Below are 19095 nucleotides of genomic sequence, written 5' to 3'. Positions count from 1 at the left end.
TCGATTCTATATAAAATACAAAAGAAGCATCACTTTATGAAGGATTTGAATAATTAATTAAATCCTTTTCTATCAGATCAAAGCAACGATCTTTTAATTGTGTAACAGCTCCTAAATCCAAATCAACAACAGGAACAAAAGAATGCACTTTTACACGTAACACCCCAGGAGATCCGCTAAAAAAAGTATAAGAAAATCTTTTTTTACAATCATAAAAGCTCATAGGCACCAAGGGAAGTTTATGTTCAATAGCCAACCGGAAAGCACCTTTTTTAAATTCAGACAAAACTATAGACTCGTCCTCTGGTACCAAGCCCTCCGGAAAAATACAAATACTCAAGCCTAAATTTATTCTTCTTTGCGCTTCTTTAAAAACCTTTTGTTTGCTTTTAGAATCTCCTCTATCTACAAGTATACAGGTTCTCTTATAAAAAAAACCAAACACAGGCACTTTTGCTAATTCCTTCTTTCCTACAAATACAAAAGGGTTCTTTACAATAGAAAGCATCAACAAAACATCTAAAATAGACGTATGGTTTGCAATAAACATATAACTACCCTCCTTTTCTGTTTTTTGTAATTCATTTTTTCGCACCCAAAATCCTGTAAAAAAAAGCGTTGTTTTAGCCCAAAACCTAGCGAGCTTAAAAAATATAGGATACCAATCTTCTCTAGAAGTTACCAACAACAATATAGGAGCGAACAAAAATACCATTCCTGCAAAAAGAATATAAAACCAAATTCTCCATAGCAACCGGAGCACATTTTTCAAAAAGTCAATCATGCATCAAATTTACCCAAATTAAATTCAAAAGCAGTTGCATTCAGTATCTTAACAAAACTTTCTAATTTTTAAAGCAAGAACCGAAATAAAATCATTATGCTTTCCTTATTTTTGCTTTTCAAAACAAACAAAATGTCAAGAATATTAACAGGAGTTCAAAGTACGGGAACGCCACATTTAGGAAATTTACTTGGGGCTATAATACCGGCTATTGAATTGGCAAACGACCCAGCAAATGAGTCTTTTTTATTTATTGCTGATATGCATTCGCTTACACAAATAAAAGACGGAAAAACATTAAAAGAAAACACATATAGCACAGCTGCTGCTTGGTTGGCCTTTGGTCTAGATGTAAATAAAACTGTTTTTTATAGACAAAGTGATATCCCAGAAACAACTGAATTGACTTGGTATTTAAATTGTTTTTATCCTTATCAAAGATTAACCTTAGCACATTCCTTTAAAGACAAAGCAGACCGTTTAGAGGATGTAAATGCCGGATTATTTGATTATCCAATGTTGATGGCCGCAGATATATTATTATATGATGCCGAAATTGTACCGGTTGGAAAAGACCAACTACAGCACCTTGAAATGACAAGAGATGTAGCAGGTAGATTTAACCATCAAATGGGCGAAACTTTTATTTTGCCTGATGCAAAAATTCAAGAAGGAACCATGTATGTTCCGGGAACCAACGGCGGAAAAATGAGTAAGTCACAAGGGAATATTATTGATTTATTCCAAACAGATAAAAAACTCCGCAAACAGGTAATGAAAATCCAAACGGACAGTACTCCTATGGAAGATCCTAAAGATCCCGATACATGTAATCTTTTCGCACTTTACAAATTAATTGCTTCGGATGAACAAATTGCTACAATGAGAGCAAATTACGAAGGCGGTAATTACGGTTACGGTCATGCCAAGCAAGCCTACTACGAATTATTAGTAGAAAAGTATGCGGTTGAAAGAGAGCGTTACAATCACTACATCAATAATCTTGATGAAATAGACAAAGCACTAGCTATTGGAGCAGAAAAAGCTAAAAAAGTGGCCACAGCCGTTTTACAAAGAACGCGAGCAAAACTAGGTTACTAAAAAAAGAAATTACGATAAATCCAACCTCTTTAAATTTTATTTAAAGAGTTTTTTTTATTGCTGTGTATAGGTGTGAACACTGGTTTGAGCTACAGGTAAATAATTTACACCAAACCAACACACCAACAACACCACAAAGGCCAAAGCTAAAATACTCAAAGACTGTTTGGTTTTATGTGTATGGAAATAACGATAATGAATATAAGTCAAATATCCCATCCAGGTTAAAAACGCCCATATCTCCTTAGGATCCCAAGTCCAATAATGTCCCCAAGCCTCTTTAGCCCACATGGCTCCAAAAAGCAAACCAAGTGTTAAAAAAGCAAAACCTATATAGACTAAGTTGTCTGCTAATTTTAAAGTTTCTGACGATAAAACCCCTTTAGAATAATCATAAATCCCTTTCATTGCAACTATACTTGAAGCCGCTAATACCGCATATGAAAATAAGTAAACCAACACATGAGGCACAAACCAAGGACTTTGCAACGCTGGCATTAATGTTTTAGAATAAGTTTCTGGGTTTAAATAATTAATGATCAAAAAAACCGAAGATAATATCACACTATAGGCTAAAAACCATTTGTACCTCCATCTAAAATAGGTTACAAATCCAACAAAAGGCAAAAATGTAGCATACCAAAGTCTTGTTTCTCCCAAGGTTCTCATTGGGGGTCTATCTAACTCTACCCAAAGTTTAGCCACAAATAACAAAAGCACACCCCAACCTAAAAACAAAATCGGCAAAGCAACTTTAATGTAGGATTGTTTTGTGTATGCAAGAAATAGAAACACAAGTCCTATCAACCAAATAGAACCAATAATTCCACTATATAAAGGAAAATCTATCCAAGTCATCTCAATCTTCTTTATTTATTTTATTCCCCAACCAGAACATATTCATAGCACCTATGATCATCATAAAAATCCCTGAATAAATCACTGGTAGCCATGGATCTCTTACCAACTCCACCACACTCAAATCAGACCATTTACCCATTTTTTCATCATAACTTAACTGATAAATATCCCAACCTTTGTAGTAATAAGCCTCATTCACTAGTAAGGTTGTATTGATACGTTCTCCTTCTTTTGTTAAAATATCTATATCAGAGCTAAACTCCTTAGGTTCTGGAATAGTCATAACAATTGAAAAATCATCACTAATCTTTAAAGACTGATATGGATATCTAAAACTCCCACTACTAATCCAACCTTTCACAATGCTCCCATCTTCATTGTTTGTAACGGTTACTTTAGCTGCCGGAGGTGAGCCAACTTCATTGACGAAAAAATAATTAACACCATGTTTTCCTGCATTTTCAAGATAATCATCAATATGTACTTGATAATTCTTAAAATAGTAGGTTTCCTCTTTTTCTACTAAATATAAATTCTTACCATTATTATGTGCGATGCTTCCAGTTTTATTATCTACCAAAGCCAACTTAGGGTTGTATTCTTTAATAATAAAGTCGTTCAAATAAATAGCAAAAGGCAACTCAACCTCCTCCTCATTATCATTATAAGCCATAATACTTGGCTTACCTTCATATACATTTAGAGACAAACGCTCTAAATCTCCACTTCCAAGTACTCCAGCAACGATTGCAATAAACAGCCCTAGGTGACTTACTACGAAACCAAAATTAGACCAAGAAAACTGCATGATTCGCTTTACAGTAACCAAACCCAAACAAGTTAAAAACTGTAAAAGAATCAATAAAAATGCCCAATGCGTAGTGATATGATTCAACCCTAGTTTAGAAATCGTTGCATTCTCCGATGGTATTTGTGGAACTATCCCCATTATCATTACCATAAAAGTAACCAATACTATAGAAGATATGGACGCCGGAACTTTTGTCAACCAACGGATTAATTGAATATCAGAAAACTTGAAATACGCAATAAATAGGATACCTATATATCCTAATAAAAAAATAACATTATATGGATAAGATATAAGAAACTCTTCTTTAGACGGAAAGAAAATCTCCATCATAAAACCAGTTAGGAGCAACCCTATGCCAATGAAAAATGATTCCATATAGCTCCAAGGATGCTCCCAAAAGTCTCTTCTTTTTTTCTTTAAAGATTGTTGTGTCATAAACAAGATCTAAGCAAAGCCAATATACTAATATTTAGCTTCTCTTTGCTTAGCTTCTTCATCCCATTTAGGTAAAACATTCTTTCTAAACTCAGCTTTTTCTTGCTCTAGTTTTTCCATTGGCAATCCAATATATTTCTGAGCAGCAGCCTTCGTTTCAATTGGTGGATATGCTACTTCTCCATCAAAACCTAACTTCATCAACAATTTTCCTAATTTGATACGTGTTTCTTGCGTAATATCAATTCCTTTCCCTATTACTCTTCCTAATTCTACAGGGGCATGGAAAGAACCTCCATGAGAAGCCGCAGCATAATCCCATCTCCATTGTCCTAATCTAATTCCATGTAAAATATCTTTCATTTGCGCCTCTGTAGCACCTAAATCCCAACACTTTTTAGCCTCAACATGTGCTCTCACCAACAATCTTTCTAATTGATCTCTGTTTTCAAGAATTCTATCTTGATTGTCATATACATTCTTTACCAATACATCCTTTTCTTCACGGTGACATACCTGACAAGAATTTGCTACATTATTTAATGGAGATTGAATATGGTGATCTGTAAATTTCTGTCCTCCTTCTGTTTTATAAGGCATATGGCAATCCGCACAAGAAACACCTCTTTGACCATGAATTCCCATTTTGTACACTTCGTAACCTGGGTGTTGTGCTTTCAACATAGGTGCTCTACTTAACTTATGCACCCAGTCAACATGCCCCACTCTGTCGTAATATACTTCCATATCTTCTACAGTTTGTCCATCATCCCAAGGAAAAACTAAATAAGGGGTTCCTTCTTTGCCAGGTAAATTTTTGTTGAAATAATATTCAACGTGACATTGTGCGCATACCAAAGAACGCATTTCATTATGGGTTGCTTTTTTGATGTCTTTCCCTTGTCTTTCAAAAGCTTCAATTAAAGCGGGTCTTGTAACCTTTAAATTCATTGTTTCAGAATCGTGGCAATCTGCACAACCAATAGGATTCACAATTTCAGCACCTAATTTCCCCCATTTACCTTTATAAAACTCTTCTACACCTTGTTCATTCATAATTCTTGGAACATCTGGTGATTTACAAGTCCAACACGTAGAAGGCATCGGTCCGTCATCTTTACCCGTTGGGCCACCTGTTCTTAAAGAGTTTCTTAAATCTTCTACTGCATAATAATGACCACGTCCTTGATTGTAGTCTTTAGAAAAACCATATCCTGCCCAAAGAACAACCAAGCGAGGATCTACCTCTAACATATCTATATTGGCATTACCATTATGTTTAGATTTAAAAGTAGAATCGGCAGTTCTATAATACGATTCAAATTCTCTCGGAAAATTTTCACCCCAAACTTCATTTCTAGGCTCACCTGGTTTTATTTTATTTACAGGTGTGTATGCGTATTTAGCTTCTGTTTTTCTTTCTGTAATTGTTGAAACTAGAAGTCCTAGTAAAAAAACAAGTACCATAGATGCTAAAAATAACACCCAATTTTTCCAAGGTTCTCTTTTTGTGCTCATAATTATTCTTTTGGTTTTGTATCTAAATCTTTCATATATTTTTTAAGCCAACCCGGAACGGTTTCTTGATGTTCCTGAGGGACTTTCCCGTAATATTTTACTGATGACAAACTGTGTATTTTACCATGAGGTACTTCTTTATGGCATTCCCAACATTTTCTATCGGTCATATTTGCTTTATGATTATCAACAGTACTAGCTAATTTAGCATCTACTACTTGATCTTGATGGCAACGAATACAATTATTATGCACCACCTCTACTCCAGCTTCCTTCATTCTAATTACTTCAGGTTCACCACGGGTAGTAAATACGTATCCATGATACATTCCGTCTTTGGCCTTAAAAAAATATTTATTGAAAACATTGTCCTGCGGAACATGACAATCATTACAAGTAGCCCACTCTCTATGGGAACTATTCAACCAAGTTGTATATTGTGGAGTCATCACATGACAATTCACGCAGGTTTTAGGATCATCAGACAAGTAAGAAACCGCTTTGGACTCAATCATTGCATACAATGTAAGTCCAAAAATTGCACCTAACAAAATAACTACTGGCGTGCGCCATTCTTTAGGTGGAATAATTAATCTAAGCAACTTACTCATGATTCGCAATTTTTAAGTTCTGTCCTATTCGTTAAATTTAACACAAATTTATGGTTCTCCACAAATAAAAATATGACCGTTGTCATTTTTTTAAGATTTAATAAAAAAAAGCCGTGCTAAAAAACACGGTTCCAAGTCGTTCTAAATCCTTTTATGGCGCAGGGTTGGGCTGCAAATTATGTATTTGATCTATCTCTAAAAGTAATTCTTCTGTTAAGTTTACGTCAATTGTTGCAATATTTTGTTTTAACTGCTCCATAGTAGTTGCGCCAATAATAGTTGAAGTCAGAAAAGGTTGTGCTTCGATAAAGGCTAAAGACAACTCAACCAGACTTAAATTATTATTCTTTGCAAGTTCATTATATTTCTCAGCTAAAAACATAGCTTGTTTATTACTGTATCTAGAGTAATTTGGAAACAACTTTAGTCTTGATTTCTCAGGTAAGTTATCATCAAAATATTTTCCGCTTAACACCCCAAAACCTAACGGTGAATACGCTAATAAACCTACATTTTCTCTCATAGAAACCTCAGCCATTCCAATCTCATATGACCTGTTCAATAAAGAATAAGGATTCTGAATAGTTTTACAGCGAGTTAAATTATTTTTATCAGCTTCATTAAGATGCCTCATTGTTCCCCAAGGTACTTCATTCGACAATCCATAATGACGAATTTTACCAGCTTTTACAAGTTCATCCATAGCCTCCACTAATTCAGCTATTTTATCCTCCCATTTTTCTTCGCTATTATGCTTATAGTTTAACTTACCGAAAAAATTAACATTCCTATCCGGCCAATGCAATTGATACACATCAATATAATCCGTATTTAACCTTTGTAAGTTTTTCTCAACGGTTTCTAACACCAATTTTTTAGTGAATTGTTGAGGCTCTCGAATATAAGATAAACCAGGATTTGGTCCTGCAATTTTACTTGCAATTACAAAATCTTCTCTCTTTTTATTTTGCAACCAAGAACCAATAATTCTCTCTGAATTACCTTGTGTTTCTTTTCTTCCTGGAATAGAATACATCTCAGCAGTATCTATAAAATTAACACCTTTTTCAGCAGCATAATCGAGTTGTTCATGCCCTTCTGCTTCCGTATTTTGCTCTCCCCATGTCATGCTCCCTAGACAAAGTTTTGAAACTTTAATGTCTGTATTAGGTATCTTCGTGTACTTCATTATTCTATAATTTTTTGGAAAATAAAAGTACAAAAAAAAGCTTTCCCATAATTTCAATAATCCGTCAAAAAAAGGATTTATTCAAATATTGAATCATCTAGTGTGAATATCAATTTTAGTAGCTCAAATTTATCATGAAAAACAAAAAAGCCTTACTAAAATTAGTAAGGCTTTTTAAATATTATTTATAAGTATTAAGCTTTCAAAGCTGCAATACCAGGTAATTCTTTACCTTCCATATATTCTAATAAAGCACCTCCACCTGTTGAAACATATGATACATCATCACCAAAACCTAAATTGTTGATTGCTGCGGCAGAATCTCCTCCTCCAATTAAAGAGAAAGCACCATTTTCTGTTGCTGCTTTTACTGCTTTGGCAACTTCAATAGTTCCTGTTGCATACAAAGGAATTTCAGAAACTCCCATTGGTCCATTCCAAATTACAGTCTTAGAATCTTTAATGATTCCTGAAAATAAATCAATAGTTTGTGGTCCAATATCAAATCCTTCCCACTCGTCAGGAATTTGTCCTCTTAAAACAACTTGTGTATTTGCTGTATTAGAGAAGTCGTCACCTAGTAGATTATCAATAGGGAAAATCAACTTAACTCCTTTCGCTTTTGCTTTTTCTTCTAATTCAAGAACGTACTCTAATAAATCATTTTGACATAAAGATTTTCCGATATTTCCACCTTCTGCTTTTGCAAAAGTATAAGACATACCACCACCAATAATAATATTATCAGCAACATCTAATAATTTCTCAATGATTAAAATTTTATCAGAAACCTTTGCACCACCCATAATAGCAGTAACTGGCTTGTCTCCTCCTTTTAAAACTTTATCAGCATTTACTAATTCTGCTTCAATCACATAACCCGCAACTTTTTCTTCAAAAAATTGAGCTACAATTGTAGTAGAAGCATGTGCTCTATGCGCAGTACCAAATGCATCATTTACATAAACATCACCTAATTTAGACAACTGCTTAGAGAACTCAAGATCACCTGCAGTTTCTTCTTTATGAAAACGTAAATTTTCTAAAATCAAAACTTCTCCTGGTTTCAAATCTGCAACTGCTGCTTCAGCATCTGCTCCAACACAAGAATCTACAAATTTTGCTTGTACTCCTAATACTTCACTTACTTTTTCAACAATATGACCTAATGAAAACTTAGACTCTACTCCTTTTGGACGACCTAAATGCGACATTAAAACTGCTGCTCCACCATCTTCTAAGATTTTGATAATCGTTGGTTTTGCTGCTTTAATTCTGGTAATATCAGTTACATTAAAATCTGCATCTAAAGGCACATTAAAATCAACACGAACTAAGGCTTTTTTACCTTCAAAATTGATGTCTTTAATTGTTTTCATTGTTTGTTTAATTAAAATTTGTAAGCAAATATACTTAATTTAAATACTCGTTTTTAAAAATCTAAAAAAAGCTACTACAACGTTTTTGTTAGCGCCAATAAAAGTTCCTTTTCATCAATTTCTCAATTTTAAGAAATTTTCCTGTGTTTCTCTTTTTTGATATCCCTATATTTGTCCATGCTTTTTTCAGATATAATAGGTCAAGAACACATCATCAATCATTTAAAAACCTCTGCCGACAATGGACGCATTCCGCATGCGCAGTTGTTTATTGGAAAAGAAGGTTCAGGTACTTTACCAACAGCAATAGCCTATGCACAATATTTGCTATGTAGCAAAAATGAAGATGCCTCTTCTTGTAATATAAAATGTGAAAATTTAGCACACCCTGATCTTCATTTTGCTTTTCCTGTAGCAACAAATGACAAGGTGAAAAAACATCCTGTAAGCAATCTGTTTTTAGATGATTGGAGAACTTTTATTAAAGAACAACCTTATGGTAGTTTGTTCAATTGGTTTCAGCAAATTGGTATTGAAAATAAACAAGGGCAAATTGGTGTTGATGAAGCGGAGCAAGTTGTAAAATCTCTTCAATTAAAATCTTACGAAGGTGGTTACAAAATCATGATCATATGGATGGCTGAAAAAATGAACATTTCCGCAGCAAACAAACTTTTGAAACTCATAGAAGAGCCGCCTGAAAACACCATTTTTATTTTAATCGCCGAGGATCAAGAACAGATTATTAATACTATTCTATCTAGATGTCAAGTATTAACATTCCCAATTTTAAGTGAAGCCGATATTGCAGACGCTTTAATTAGTAGAAACAATTCTTTTCCTGCGGAAGCTTCTAAAATAGCTCACCAATCTGAAGGTAATTTTAACAAGGCGGTTCATATTTTAAAACACGATTCCAATGACATCATTTTTGAACAATGGTTTGTTACTTGGGTAAGAACTGCATTTAAAGCCAAAGGAAATGCGGCTGTGATTCAGAATTTAATTGAATGGAGTGAAACCATTGCCAAATCTGGTAGAGAAACCCAAAAAAGTTTTCTTCACTATTGTTTGCAATTTTTTAGACAAGCACTTCTACAAAACTATGGTGCCCAAGAATTAGTGTTTTTAGAGACAGAAACTCAAGGGTTTTCTCTGGCGAAGTTTGCACCTTTTATTCACGGAGGCAATATTATGGAAATTGAAAAAGAAGTAGGAGATGCATTATACCACATTGAAAGAAACGGTAATGCAAAAATTATTCTTTTAGATTTATCTATTAAATTAACACGACTTCTGCATGCTAAAGAAAATGTTTAAAAATCTACTCTAAAAACCAAGTTCGGAGTAAATCCTATTGATATTTGATCTGTTTCTACCAAGGTACGTTCTGCAGCTGGACCACGCCCATCTAATTTAATTTCATATCCTCTATCCAAAATATTTTTGGTGTTGAAAATATTCATCAATGACAATCCCAATTTACCCTGTGCTTTTCCTTTCTTAGAGAATTTAAACTTATAGGTTGCCGAGAGATCTACTTTTTTATAAATCGGTAATCTATTTGCATTTACTTCATCTTCATAAACAATTCTATAGTTACCTCTTGGGGTTTGCTCGATAGACAATCCTTTGGTATAAGGTGTACCAGATCTCAATTTAAAACCAAGTGAAAATTCAAATCTTTTAACACCGTAAGTATGTGACCAAACTAAAGAATGTGGAATATCGTATTCTCCATCAAATTTCTCACCTTCATTTAACTCATCGTACTGAAATTTTGTTTTAGATAAGGTATAGCTAACCCAAGTTCTATAATTTCCAAAACGTTTTTTTAATAAAAAATCAACCCCATTTGTTGTGCTAATTCCTGCTAAATATTGCGGAACTTGATTTGCTACATCTTCTGTAAGTAAAGTAATTCCATTTATTTTTCTGTTATAAAAATCTACATCTAAATTCCATCCCATATGCTGAACTAAAAACCCTGCGGAAATTTGATAATTTTTTAAAACAGGAATTCTTTGACCATCAGACAAGGCCCAAATATCATTTTCTAAACCGAAACCATTATTTCTAAATTCAATTAACTGACTGATGACTTGATTTTTTATTTCTGCAGAAAACTTCAACTGAAAAGCCTCCGTTATTTGATTTGACAAAAAGAATCTAGGTTCCAAATAAAACTCCTCTACTACGGTAAAATAATTTACACGTAATCCAAAATTCATGTTCCATTTCTCATCCGTATGTACCGCATATTCAGAAAAAAAAGAGTGGGTCGTATTTTCTGAATTATCTGATTCAAAAACCTGATCTACACTATTGTCATTACTATTATCAAAAATATAACTCACATTTTTTTTGGATAGTTGATAACCATGCGACCATGAAACAAAATCATTAATATCATTTTTAATCTCTACTTTTAATCCAAGGTCATCAACATTGTTGTGCTTTTCAAAGGTTTCAGTAACATTATTCTCAGGGTTTCTTCTTGTAATGGTGCGAATTCCTTGGTAATCTAATAAATACTCAGATTGGTTGAATTCTATATTCCCAGAAAATTTATCACTCCAATACCGCGACCATTTTAAATTTGACCCTCTATTTTTAATTTGTAGATTATCAGTATTAGTCTCACTAAAACGTTCATTTTCTGAATAGTACTCTAAATTATTTTTATTATATAAATTACTAAATACTAACTTATCTTTTTTAGAAATATCTGCTATGACTTTTAAATTATAATCATGGAAAAAGAAACTATTATTTACGTTAGTTATATCGTTTGCTCCCTCTGTTTCGTCCTGAACGATACGTGTATTTTGGAACACACTTTCTGAAAATTTTTGATAAGTTATGGTATTCCAAAAATCCGTTAAAGAACGTCTTCCTGACAAAATAACACCTACTTTATTATTAAACAAAGGAGCTTTTATATAAGCATCGGCATGTAATAAATTCAATCCAAAACCAGCCTTAAATTCCGGTACAGCCTCACCTGAGCTAATATCCAACACCCCTCCTATTCTTTCTCCATACCTAGCACTCGTTCCACTTCTATAAAACTCAATTTTTTTAGTGATGTAGGGATTAAACGAAGAAATCAACCCAAAAAAATGACCGCTCTCATACATTTTTATTCCATCAAATAATATCAAGTTTTGATCTGGTGTACCTCCTCTTACATGTAAATCAGAAGCTGTTTCTCCTGGACTTTGTACTCCTGGAAGCATTTGTAAACTTTGCAGTACATCTGGCTCTGTTAATCCTGGTAAGATTCCTAGATTATTTGGAGAAACACGAATCGCTCCGTCTCTTTTTTTAGACATTCCTTGTGTAAGGTAATCACTTATCAATACCTCTTGTAGTTCTTCATTTGTTTCAGAAAGCTTTATTTTTTTACAGTTATCATGCTGCATTTTAAAAACGGAACTTTCTACACTGTAATACCCCAAATAATCTACTCTTACAATCCAATCTGATTGTAATTTTTTCAATTCGAAATACCCTTCGGAATTTGAGGAAACCCCTATATTTTTGTCTTCCACCCAAATTGTGGCATTGGCAATAGGCATCCCAGAGTTTTCATCAACAAGAAAACCACAAACAACATTGTCTGTGGTAATTTCTTTTTGTTTTATAATGATATACCTATCGTCTAGGTTTTCAAAAATTAAATTGGTTTCTTCTTCGAGATATAATAGTACCTCTTTTAGGTTTTGATTCCCTTTTTCCGGGAATATGGTAAATTCCTCAATCAAACTAGCATCATAAGAAAAACGAACTTTATATTCCGTTTCCAAGGAAACTAAAATTTCTTTTAGCGCTTTGGTTTCATTCTTATTGTCTGGAATTTGCTGTTGTGCTTTTCCAATAGTTATGAGTACAAAAAAAAGTATTAAAAAATAATATGTTTTACTTTTCACTAAGCGTTATTTTACCTGATTCACCAATCGTATATGCGATTTGTAAAGGTATAAAAACTGTTTGTAAAGCAATTTCTTTATTTTTATTTGTAAAACTTCCAGAGTATAACTGATTCTGATTCACTTTTTCAGAATCGATCGTAATATGATACTGTTTTTCTAATTCCTTTAAAACGTATTTTAAGGGAGTACTCACAAAAGAACTTTCTCCTGAAACCCAAGCCGGTTGTTGTAACTCAAAAGTGGTATTCTGTGCTGCTTGTCCCTTTATTTTTGTAAAACCTTTTCCGGGAGTTAAAATAGCTTCATCAGCATTGCTTACTACCTTTACTCTTCCTTCAAAACATTTTACATCAAAGAAATCCTGTGTTCTTTTTACATTGAATTGCGTCCCTAAAACGCTCACAGATCCTAAATCTGTAGCTACAGTAAATTTTGAACCCTTTTGTACTTTAAAATATCCTTCACCATTTAAATTTAGGTTTCTTTTTCCTTGTTCCCAATCTTTCTCATTCAAAGTAAGCTTTGACTTTGCATTTAATTGAACTTCAGATCCATCAGGTAATACAATCGCAAGTTGTTCTCCATAAGAGGTTTGGTAAACTGTTTCTTTATCTACAAAATAAAAGATACCAAACAACAAAGTTATGGATGCAGCTACTGCATAAAACCAACTAGGTACCATTTTTCTAACTTTTTGCTTCGGCTGTTGTATTTTATTCTGTATTGCCTTTAAAGTCGCTTCTTGATTAAACTCTGGGGCTTTAAAAAGCTCCATTTTTTTTACAATTTTTGAGTACTCTTTAAAATCTTCGGTTTTTTCAAAAGCAATGCGTTCCTCTTCATTGAGGTCTTTATTTAGCCATCTTGCTAAAAAAGTATCGTCTGTGTATTTTTGCTCCATAATTATATCCTTTATTAGTAAAACAGTTTTATTTTAAACTACCCTACCTCTTTTTTATTTTATTAACATTTGATAACAAAAAATGTTATAAACATGATTCTTAATTTATTACCTATATCACAGACTTAAAATTTTCCGCTGATTTTTTCACGCATTTTTAAAAGTGCTCCGTGCATTCTTTTTTCTACAGCTTTGACAGATATATTTAACAACTCAGCTATTTCTTTGTAACTTTTTTTATCAATTCTACTCATTAAAAAAACCTCTCTTTGACCGTCAGTTAAATCAGAAATCGCGTTTTGAAGCTTCACCATAAATTCTTTTTCTTCCAAAATAAACTCAGGGTCTTCATTAGTAGCATCTGTTGTTGGAATCTGATTATACTTTAAAACCACTTTTTTATGCGCTACTTCGTTTAGAAACATATTGTTTGCTACCGTGTATAAAAAGGATTTTGCTTTTTCAAAAATAACCTTAGCACAATTGTTCCACATTTTTATAAAAGCTTCTTGCACCAAATCTTCAGCTTGATCTTGGTTACCGCATTTATAATAAATAAAGTTATATAGAGATTTGGAATGGCTAGAGTAAAGGCTTTCAAACACCTTAGACTCACATACCGATTTTTCTTCAGACATATTTTGTGCTCATTTTATATTCAAAAATAACCATTTTTTTTATGTATATCACATCAAAAAAAACATGTATTAATAGTAAGAAACAGAATTAATTTTCAACAAATTATCATGTATCTTTGATTTTACCTAACATCAATAAAACTATGAAAAATTATTACTTCCTAGCCTTACTAAGTTTTCTTTTTATCTCAAGTTTTAACGCCTCTTCTCAGGACTTAAAATTGGCTTCTGATATTTGGCCTCCTTTTACAAACGCTGCAAAGGAAAAATCTATTGCTTTAGAAATTGTACAACAAGCACTTTCTCAATCCAATATAAAAAGTAACACCTCTATTTTAAATTTTAAAGAGGTTATCGATGGAATAAAAACAAATACTTATGATGGTAGTGCTGCATTGTGGAAAACTAAAAAAAGGGAAGAGACCATGTTATTTTCGGACCCCTATCTGCAAAACCAACTTGTATTGGTTTCTAATAAAAACCAAAACGTAAACAACCCTAATTTAAATGGCAAAAAATTAGGACTGATAGAGGGTTACGCTTACGGAGATGAAATTACGGAGAACAAAAAAATTGAATTTGTATTCAGTAAAAACAATCAAGAAAATTTAGAAAAATTACTTTCAGGAGAAATAGATTATTTTTTAGTAGATAATTTATTAATTCAATACCTGCTGGAATACCAAGTAAATGATGTCAATAAATATTTAGAAATTTCTCAAAAGCCATATTCAAAAAAATCATTGCATTTTGCTATTCATAAAAATGTTCCCAATGCTAAAAAAATAATGGCCGATTTCAATATGCAAATAAAAAAAATGATGAAGGATGGTAGTTATAATGACATTATGCAATTAGATCGAATAAAAATTGATGTTGATAACGATGGAGTTTCTGAAATTATTTTAAGTTCAAATCTAGTTGTAGAAAAAAACTCAAATCGGGCTTATTCACTTTTCTACGACGAAACAAAAACAGAAGGTTTTTATTTCAACAACAAACATTATCCAGATTGGGAAAGCTTACCAGAAGTTTATAAAAATAATATTCCTGCTCAAAAAAATGAACTACCAAAACCAATTGGATTACAAATAAAAATTTAATAATTTTTATCTTCAGGATATTTAGCCATAAACTCTTCTGCTTTCTCCACCATTTTAGTGGTTCCACAAAAAATAGGAACTCTTTGATGTAACTCTGTAGGCTTTAAATCCATGATTCTCACATACCCATCTGTAGCTTTCCCATTGGCTTGTTCTGCTAAAAAAGCAATGGGGTTACATTCATACAACAATCTTAATTTTCCTTGTGGCGATTTTGAACTTGTAGGATATAGATAAATTCCTCCTTTAATCATATTTCTATGAAAATCAGAAACCAAAGAACCTATATACCTAGAAGTATATGGTCTGTCTTCTTTTTCTTCTTGACAATATTTTAAATAATCTTTAACTCCTTGTGGGAAATGAACATAATTTCCTTCGTTTATAGAATATATTTTACCTGAATCAGGAAATTTCAAATCGGGATGTGACAAATAAAATGTTCCTAAAGCAGGATTTAAAGTAAAACCATTAACCCCATGGCCTGTTGTATACACTAACATTGTTGAAGTACCATACACAATATATCCTGCAGCAACTTGTTCATTTCCTTTTTGCAAAAAATCTTCAATCTGAACTGGTGTTCCCTCTGGGGTAACCCTTCTATAAATTGAAAAAATGGTTCCTACAGATACATTAACATCTATATTAGAAGACCCATCCAAGGGGTCAATCAAAACAACATATTTATTTGAATGACTATTTTCTTTTCCTTCAATAGTCACAAAATCATCTTCCTCTTCACTGGCAATACCACAAACAATTTCTCTGTTAATCAAGGCCGATTTAAAAACATCATTTGCATATACATCCAACTTTTGCTGATCTTCTCCTTGAATATTTCTTTCTCCAGCCTCGCCAAGGATATCCACCAAGCCTGCTTTATTAACTTCGTGGTTCACAATTTTAGCAGCCAATCGAATGGAATTGATCAACCTAGATAACTCTCCAGAAGAATATTTAAACTGTTTTTGATTTTCAATAATAAACTCTCCTAAGGTAGTATGTTGTAAATTTTCCATGATATAGAATTTTTAAGTCTAATTTACATATTTATTTCTTTTAAAAACCTACATAAGCACAGGCAAATACTTTTTTTAAAAAAAAATTAAATTTTTAGGTAGGGTTATTTAAAAGATGCTTGTTTTATATACAGAGACCATAAATATTAAACTTAAAAATTCTATATCATGAAAAAATTCACCAACACGGTTGCAGCATTATTTATCGCAATGGGAGTATTTACTTCTTGTGACCAAAGCCTAACTGAAGAGATCATTGCATCTGAAAATTCAACTGAATTATCAAATGAAGACATCAAATCTGCCGTTGAAACACTTTCATTTAAGTATTCAATTACTGCAGTAAACGACGACGATACGGAAGTAGTTATTTCTAATGATGAAGAATTAACTGAATATGGAAACAAAAATGCAAGAGCTAAAATTGTTTATCCAATAGATATTACAGTTGATGGAGAAACCATCACTGTAAATAACAAAGAAGAAATGAAAGCCTTGATTGGTAAAAAGAAAGGAAAACACAGAAGACCTCCTTTTGAATTAGTATTTCCTGTAAATGTTGCCACTTCGGAAGGTGAACTTGCTATAGACGATAAAGAAGCTTTTAAAGCTTATAGAGAATCATTAGAAGAAGGTGTGAAACCAGCTTTTGTATATCCTATATCTGTAATTATGGATGAGGAAACAATCGTTGTGAATAGCGAAGAAGAATTAGAGGCTTTGAAACCAGAAAGAGGTGAAAGACCTGCAAGACCTGAATTGGTATTCCCTGTTTCTGTGGTAACTGCAGATGGTGATTTGGAAATTGCAGATGCTGATGCCATGAAAGCATATAAAGAAACTTTAGAAGAAGGAACTCGTCCAGAATTTGTATATCCAATTTCTGTAATTATTGACGAAGAAACAATCGTTGTAAACAATGCTGATGAGTTACAAGCCCTAAAACCAGAAAGACCAAGCAAACCACAATTGGTATTTCCAGTTTCTGTAGTAACTGCGGATGGTGATTTAGAAATTGCAGATGCTGATGCCATGAAAGCATATAAAGAAACTTTAGAAGAAGGAACTCGTCCGGAATTGGTATTCCCTGTTTCTGTAATTGTTGAAGAAGAAACAATTGTAGTAAATAATGAAGATGAACTTAAAGCTTTAATGCCTAAAAAAGGTAGAAAAAAATAAATTACCCCTAAGTACCTAGCTCTATAGCATCTTTAAAATAGAGCTAGTAACACATACCTTACATTACGAAGGTTAAAATTAGTAGTAGTAGTAATAGGGTTAAAACCTCTGAAGGCATCGTGCTGACAGGGGTTTTATATTTTATAACATCAATTTTTAGGTTTCATTTAAAACACAAAACCCACAATGAGAACATTGTGGGTTTTGCTAAAATTTTAATCATATATTCTTTAAAACTACATTGGCTTATACACTCGAATCCAATCTACTTTCATTTTATTTTTATTTGGGTTTTTTAGATCCTCATCAGAAGGAGTTCTACCTGCTTTTACATGCCAGTCTTGGGATTCTAAATTGATAATAATATTCAACGGTTTGGTATACCCCTTACCATGTTGATATTCATACGGATCAATAATACTTACTTTAGAAATGGCATTTGCCTTTTCTAATTCTTCAAACGAATATTCAGTACTAGTATTTGTTATTGTAATTTTTTGTTTTCCCTTGGTAACATCCAATTTTCCATTTGTCATCGTTGGATAACCATATTCCCAAATACCTTTCACCTTTGTGGCTAGTGCTTTATCATGTAACACACGAATCAACTCCCCATCAATATAATGCTCAAAATGGAATGGGCTTTTCCAATAAACCCCAGTTCTTACATCTCTTCTTTCTCCGTTATTATAGCAATATTCTCCCCATCCGGTAACCCCTTCTCTTTGGTACCATGCTCCTTTGTCTCTTGGCTGATAATCTGTAAAAGGTTTTCTAATAAATGAATGATGACTTACATGAATAGATTTTGCGAAATAAGAATTCCCTGGTTCTTTACCTCCATAACATTCCATGATATCAATTTCTTGTGTTGCATCTGGACTTAAAAGCCAAACATCAGAAGCCAAAACTATATTTGCAACATTCGACTTAGACTCAATAAAAACGGGATACACAACCTTATCTATTGAAGAAATACACCCAGCATTGATTCCTCCATTAGGTTTATTCATTTTATTGGGTTTGGAAGAAACAGGATTGAACTCTCCTTTTGCTTGCCACCTTGAAGACTTAATTACCAAATCAGAACCATCTACAGCTACATGATTGTATTTCCAATAGGTGGTACCGGGTCCGTCCCAATTGCTATGATAAAAATTTACCCACTTCCCACTTTTTCCAAATTTTGCTTTTTTATTTTGCGCTTCGAAGTTATAATTAAACTCATCAGAAACACTTTCTTGCAATTTCCAGTCGTTTACATTCTTAATTGCTAACGGTAAATCATGGTTGATTTCACTTTTTTCTACAGGTAACTTTAATGCCGAAATTTTTTCTTCTTTTGCAGATTCTTGTGGTTTCTCTTTTAAATTACCAGTACCACAAGAAACTAAAATTCCCGCCACTATAACACCTACATATTTTACTTGTTTCATCGATCTATATTTTATTTCTAACAAAAATAAAACATAGAAAAGAGCGGTTAAATTTTTTACACTATACTTAAACTGTACAAAAAAAACTCAAAAAAAAACCTACAACCCCCTGTAAAGTCTCATAAAAACATCAAAAAATCAAGTTTTAATCTATTTTAATAAAGCTCTAAAAATTATTCGTTTTTAGAG

At 32.8% G+C, this 19095-nt stretch carries 16 protein-coding genes; 4 read left to right on the top strand and 12 right to left on the bottom strand.

The annotated features are described in order from the left end of the window. Positions 1–34: 34 nt before the first annotated feature. Positions 35–784, bottom strand: a complete 750-nt coding sequence (locus AC2DZ0_RS11145; RefSeq protein ID WP_484641817.1) for a lysophospholipid acyltransferase family protein — start codon at positions 782–784, stop codon at positions 35–37. A 132-nt stretch (positions 785–916) separates the two neighbouring features. Between AC2DZ0_RS11145 and trpS the strand changes: the two genes are divergently transcribed. Beyond that, positions 917–1885 (top strand): tryptophan--tRNA ligase, encoded by a 969-nt coding sequence (gene trpS / locus AC2DZ0_RS11140; RefSeq protein ID WP_484641816.1) that lies wholly within the window; start codon positions 917–919, stop codon positions 1883–1885. A gap of 54 nt (positions 1886–1939) precedes the next feature. On the opposite strand, the gene ccsA is transcribed toward trpS, so the two are convergent. The 6 genes from ccsA to AC2DZ0_RS11110 form a co-directional block, all read right to left on the bottom strand. Continuing rightward, a complete protein-coding gene (gene ccsA, locus AC2DZ0_RS11135) occupies positions 1940–2743 on the bottom strand; it encodes a cytochrome c biogenesis protein CcsA (protein WP_484490133.1) in 804 nt (267 codons plus the stop codon). Between the two features lies 1 nt (position 2744). Beyond that, entirely contained in the window at positions 2745–3995 is a 1251-nt protein-coding gene (locus tag AC2DZ0_RS11130; RefSeq protein WP_484641815.1) for a hypothetical protein, read from the bottom strand. A 27-nt stretch (positions 3996–4022) separates the two neighbouring features. Beyond that, positions 4023–5513 carry an ammonia-forming cytochrome c nitrite reductase gene (gene nrfA / locus AC2DZ0_RS11125; RefSeq protein WP_484490131.1) on the bottom strand — a complete coding sequence of 497 codons (1491 nt, stop codon included), beginning with the start codon at positions 5511–5513 and terminating at the stop codon, positions 4023–4025. 2 nt (positions 5514–5515) lie between these two features. Then, a complete protein-coding gene (gene nrfH / locus AC2DZ0_RS11120) occupies positions 5516–6124 on the bottom strand; it encodes a cytochrome c nitrite reductase small subunit (protein ID WP_484490130.1) in 609 nt (202 codons plus the stop codon). A gap of 151 nt (positions 6125–6275) precedes the next feature. Then, positions 6276–7313 (bottom strand): aldo/keto reductase, encoded by a 1038-nt coding sequence (locus AC2DZ0_RS11115; protein ID WP_484490129.1) that lies wholly within the window; start codon positions 7311–7313, stop codon positions 6276–6278. A gap of 194 nt (positions 7314–7507) precedes the next feature. Then, entirely contained in the window at positions 7508–8692 is a 1185-nt protein-coding gene (locus AC2DZ0_RS11110) for a phosphoglycerate kinase (protein ID WP_484490128.1), read from the bottom strand. 177 nt (positions 8693–8869) lie between these two features. Between AC2DZ0_RS11110 and AC2DZ0_RS11105 the strand changes: the two genes are divergently transcribed. Beyond that, positions 8870–10012 (top strand): DNA polymerase III subunit, encoded by a 1143-nt coding sequence (locus AC2DZ0_RS11105; RefSeq protein WP_484641813.1) that lies wholly within the window; start codon positions 8870–8872, stop codon positions 10010–10012. On the opposite strand, the gene AC2DZ0_RS11100 is transcribed toward AC2DZ0_RS11105, so the two are convergent. From AC2DZ0_RS11100 to AC2DZ0_RS11090, 3 genes are all read right to left on the bottom strand, one after another. Next, complete coding sequence (locus AC2DZ0_RS11100; protein ID WP_484641812.1) at positions 10009–12624, bottom strand: TonB-dependent receptor; 2616 nt, start codon at positions 12622–12624, stop codon at positions 10009–10011. The two genes, AC2DZ0_RS11105 and AC2DZ0_RS11100, sit on opposite strands and share 4 nt — an antisense overlap. Further along, positions 12614–13528 carry a FecR family protein gene (locus AC2DZ0_RS11095; RefSeq protein WP_484641811.1) on the bottom strand — a complete coding sequence of 305 codons (915 nt, stop codon included), beginning with the start codon at positions 13526–13528 and terminating at the stop codon, positions 12614–12616. The genes AC2DZ0_RS11100 and AC2DZ0_RS11095 overlap by 11 nt, the downstream gene beginning before the upstream one ends. 125 nt (positions 13529–13653) lie before the next feature. Next, the gene (locus AC2DZ0_RS11090; RefSeq protein ID WP_484490124.1) at positions 13654–14166 is read right to left on the bottom strand and encodes an RNA polymerase sigma factor; all 513 of its coding nucleotides are present in this window, start codon (positions 14164–14166) and stop codon (positions 13654–13656) included. Between the two features lie 143 nt (positions 14167–14309). Here AC2DZ0_RS11090 and AC2DZ0_RS11085 point away from each other — a divergent pair, with 143 nt between their 5' ends. Continuing rightward, positions 14310–15269, top strand: a complete 960-nt coding sequence (locus tag AC2DZ0_RS11085) for a substrate-binding periplasmic protein (protein ID WP_484641810.1) — start codon at positions 14310–14312, stop codon at positions 15267–15269. Here the strand turns inward: AC2DZ0_RS11085 and fbp are convergent. Beyond that, a complete protein-coding gene (gene fbp, locus AC2DZ0_RS11080; protein ID WP_484490122.1) occupies positions 15266–16291 on the bottom strand; it encodes a class 1 fructose-bisphosphatase in 1026 nt (341 codons plus the stop codon). The two genes, AC2DZ0_RS11085 and fbp, sit on opposite strands and share 4 nt — an antisense overlap. A 168-nt stretch (positions 16292–16459) precedes the next feature. Between fbp and AC2DZ0_RS11075 the strand changes: the two genes are divergently transcribed. After that, positions 16460–17470, top strand: a complete 1011-nt coding sequence (locus AC2DZ0_RS11075) for a hypothetical protein (protein WP_484641808.1) — start codon at positions 16460–16462, stop codon at positions 17468–17470. Between the two features lie 236 nt (positions 17471–17706). Here the strand turns inward: AC2DZ0_RS11075 and AC2DZ0_RS11070 are convergent, their stop codons facing one another. Further along, positions 17707–18906 (bottom strand): LamG domain-containing protein, encoded by a 1200-nt coding sequence (locus AC2DZ0_RS11070; RefSeq protein ID WP_484641807.1) that lies wholly within the window; start codon positions 18904–18906, stop codon positions 17707–17709. Positions 18907–19095 lie beyond the last annotated feature (189 nt).

Source organism: Flavicella sp. IMCC45668 (assembly GCF_057219105.1).
Note: the sequence above shows the minus strand (reverse complement) of the source record. Positions and strands in the feature narration are given on the sequence as shown.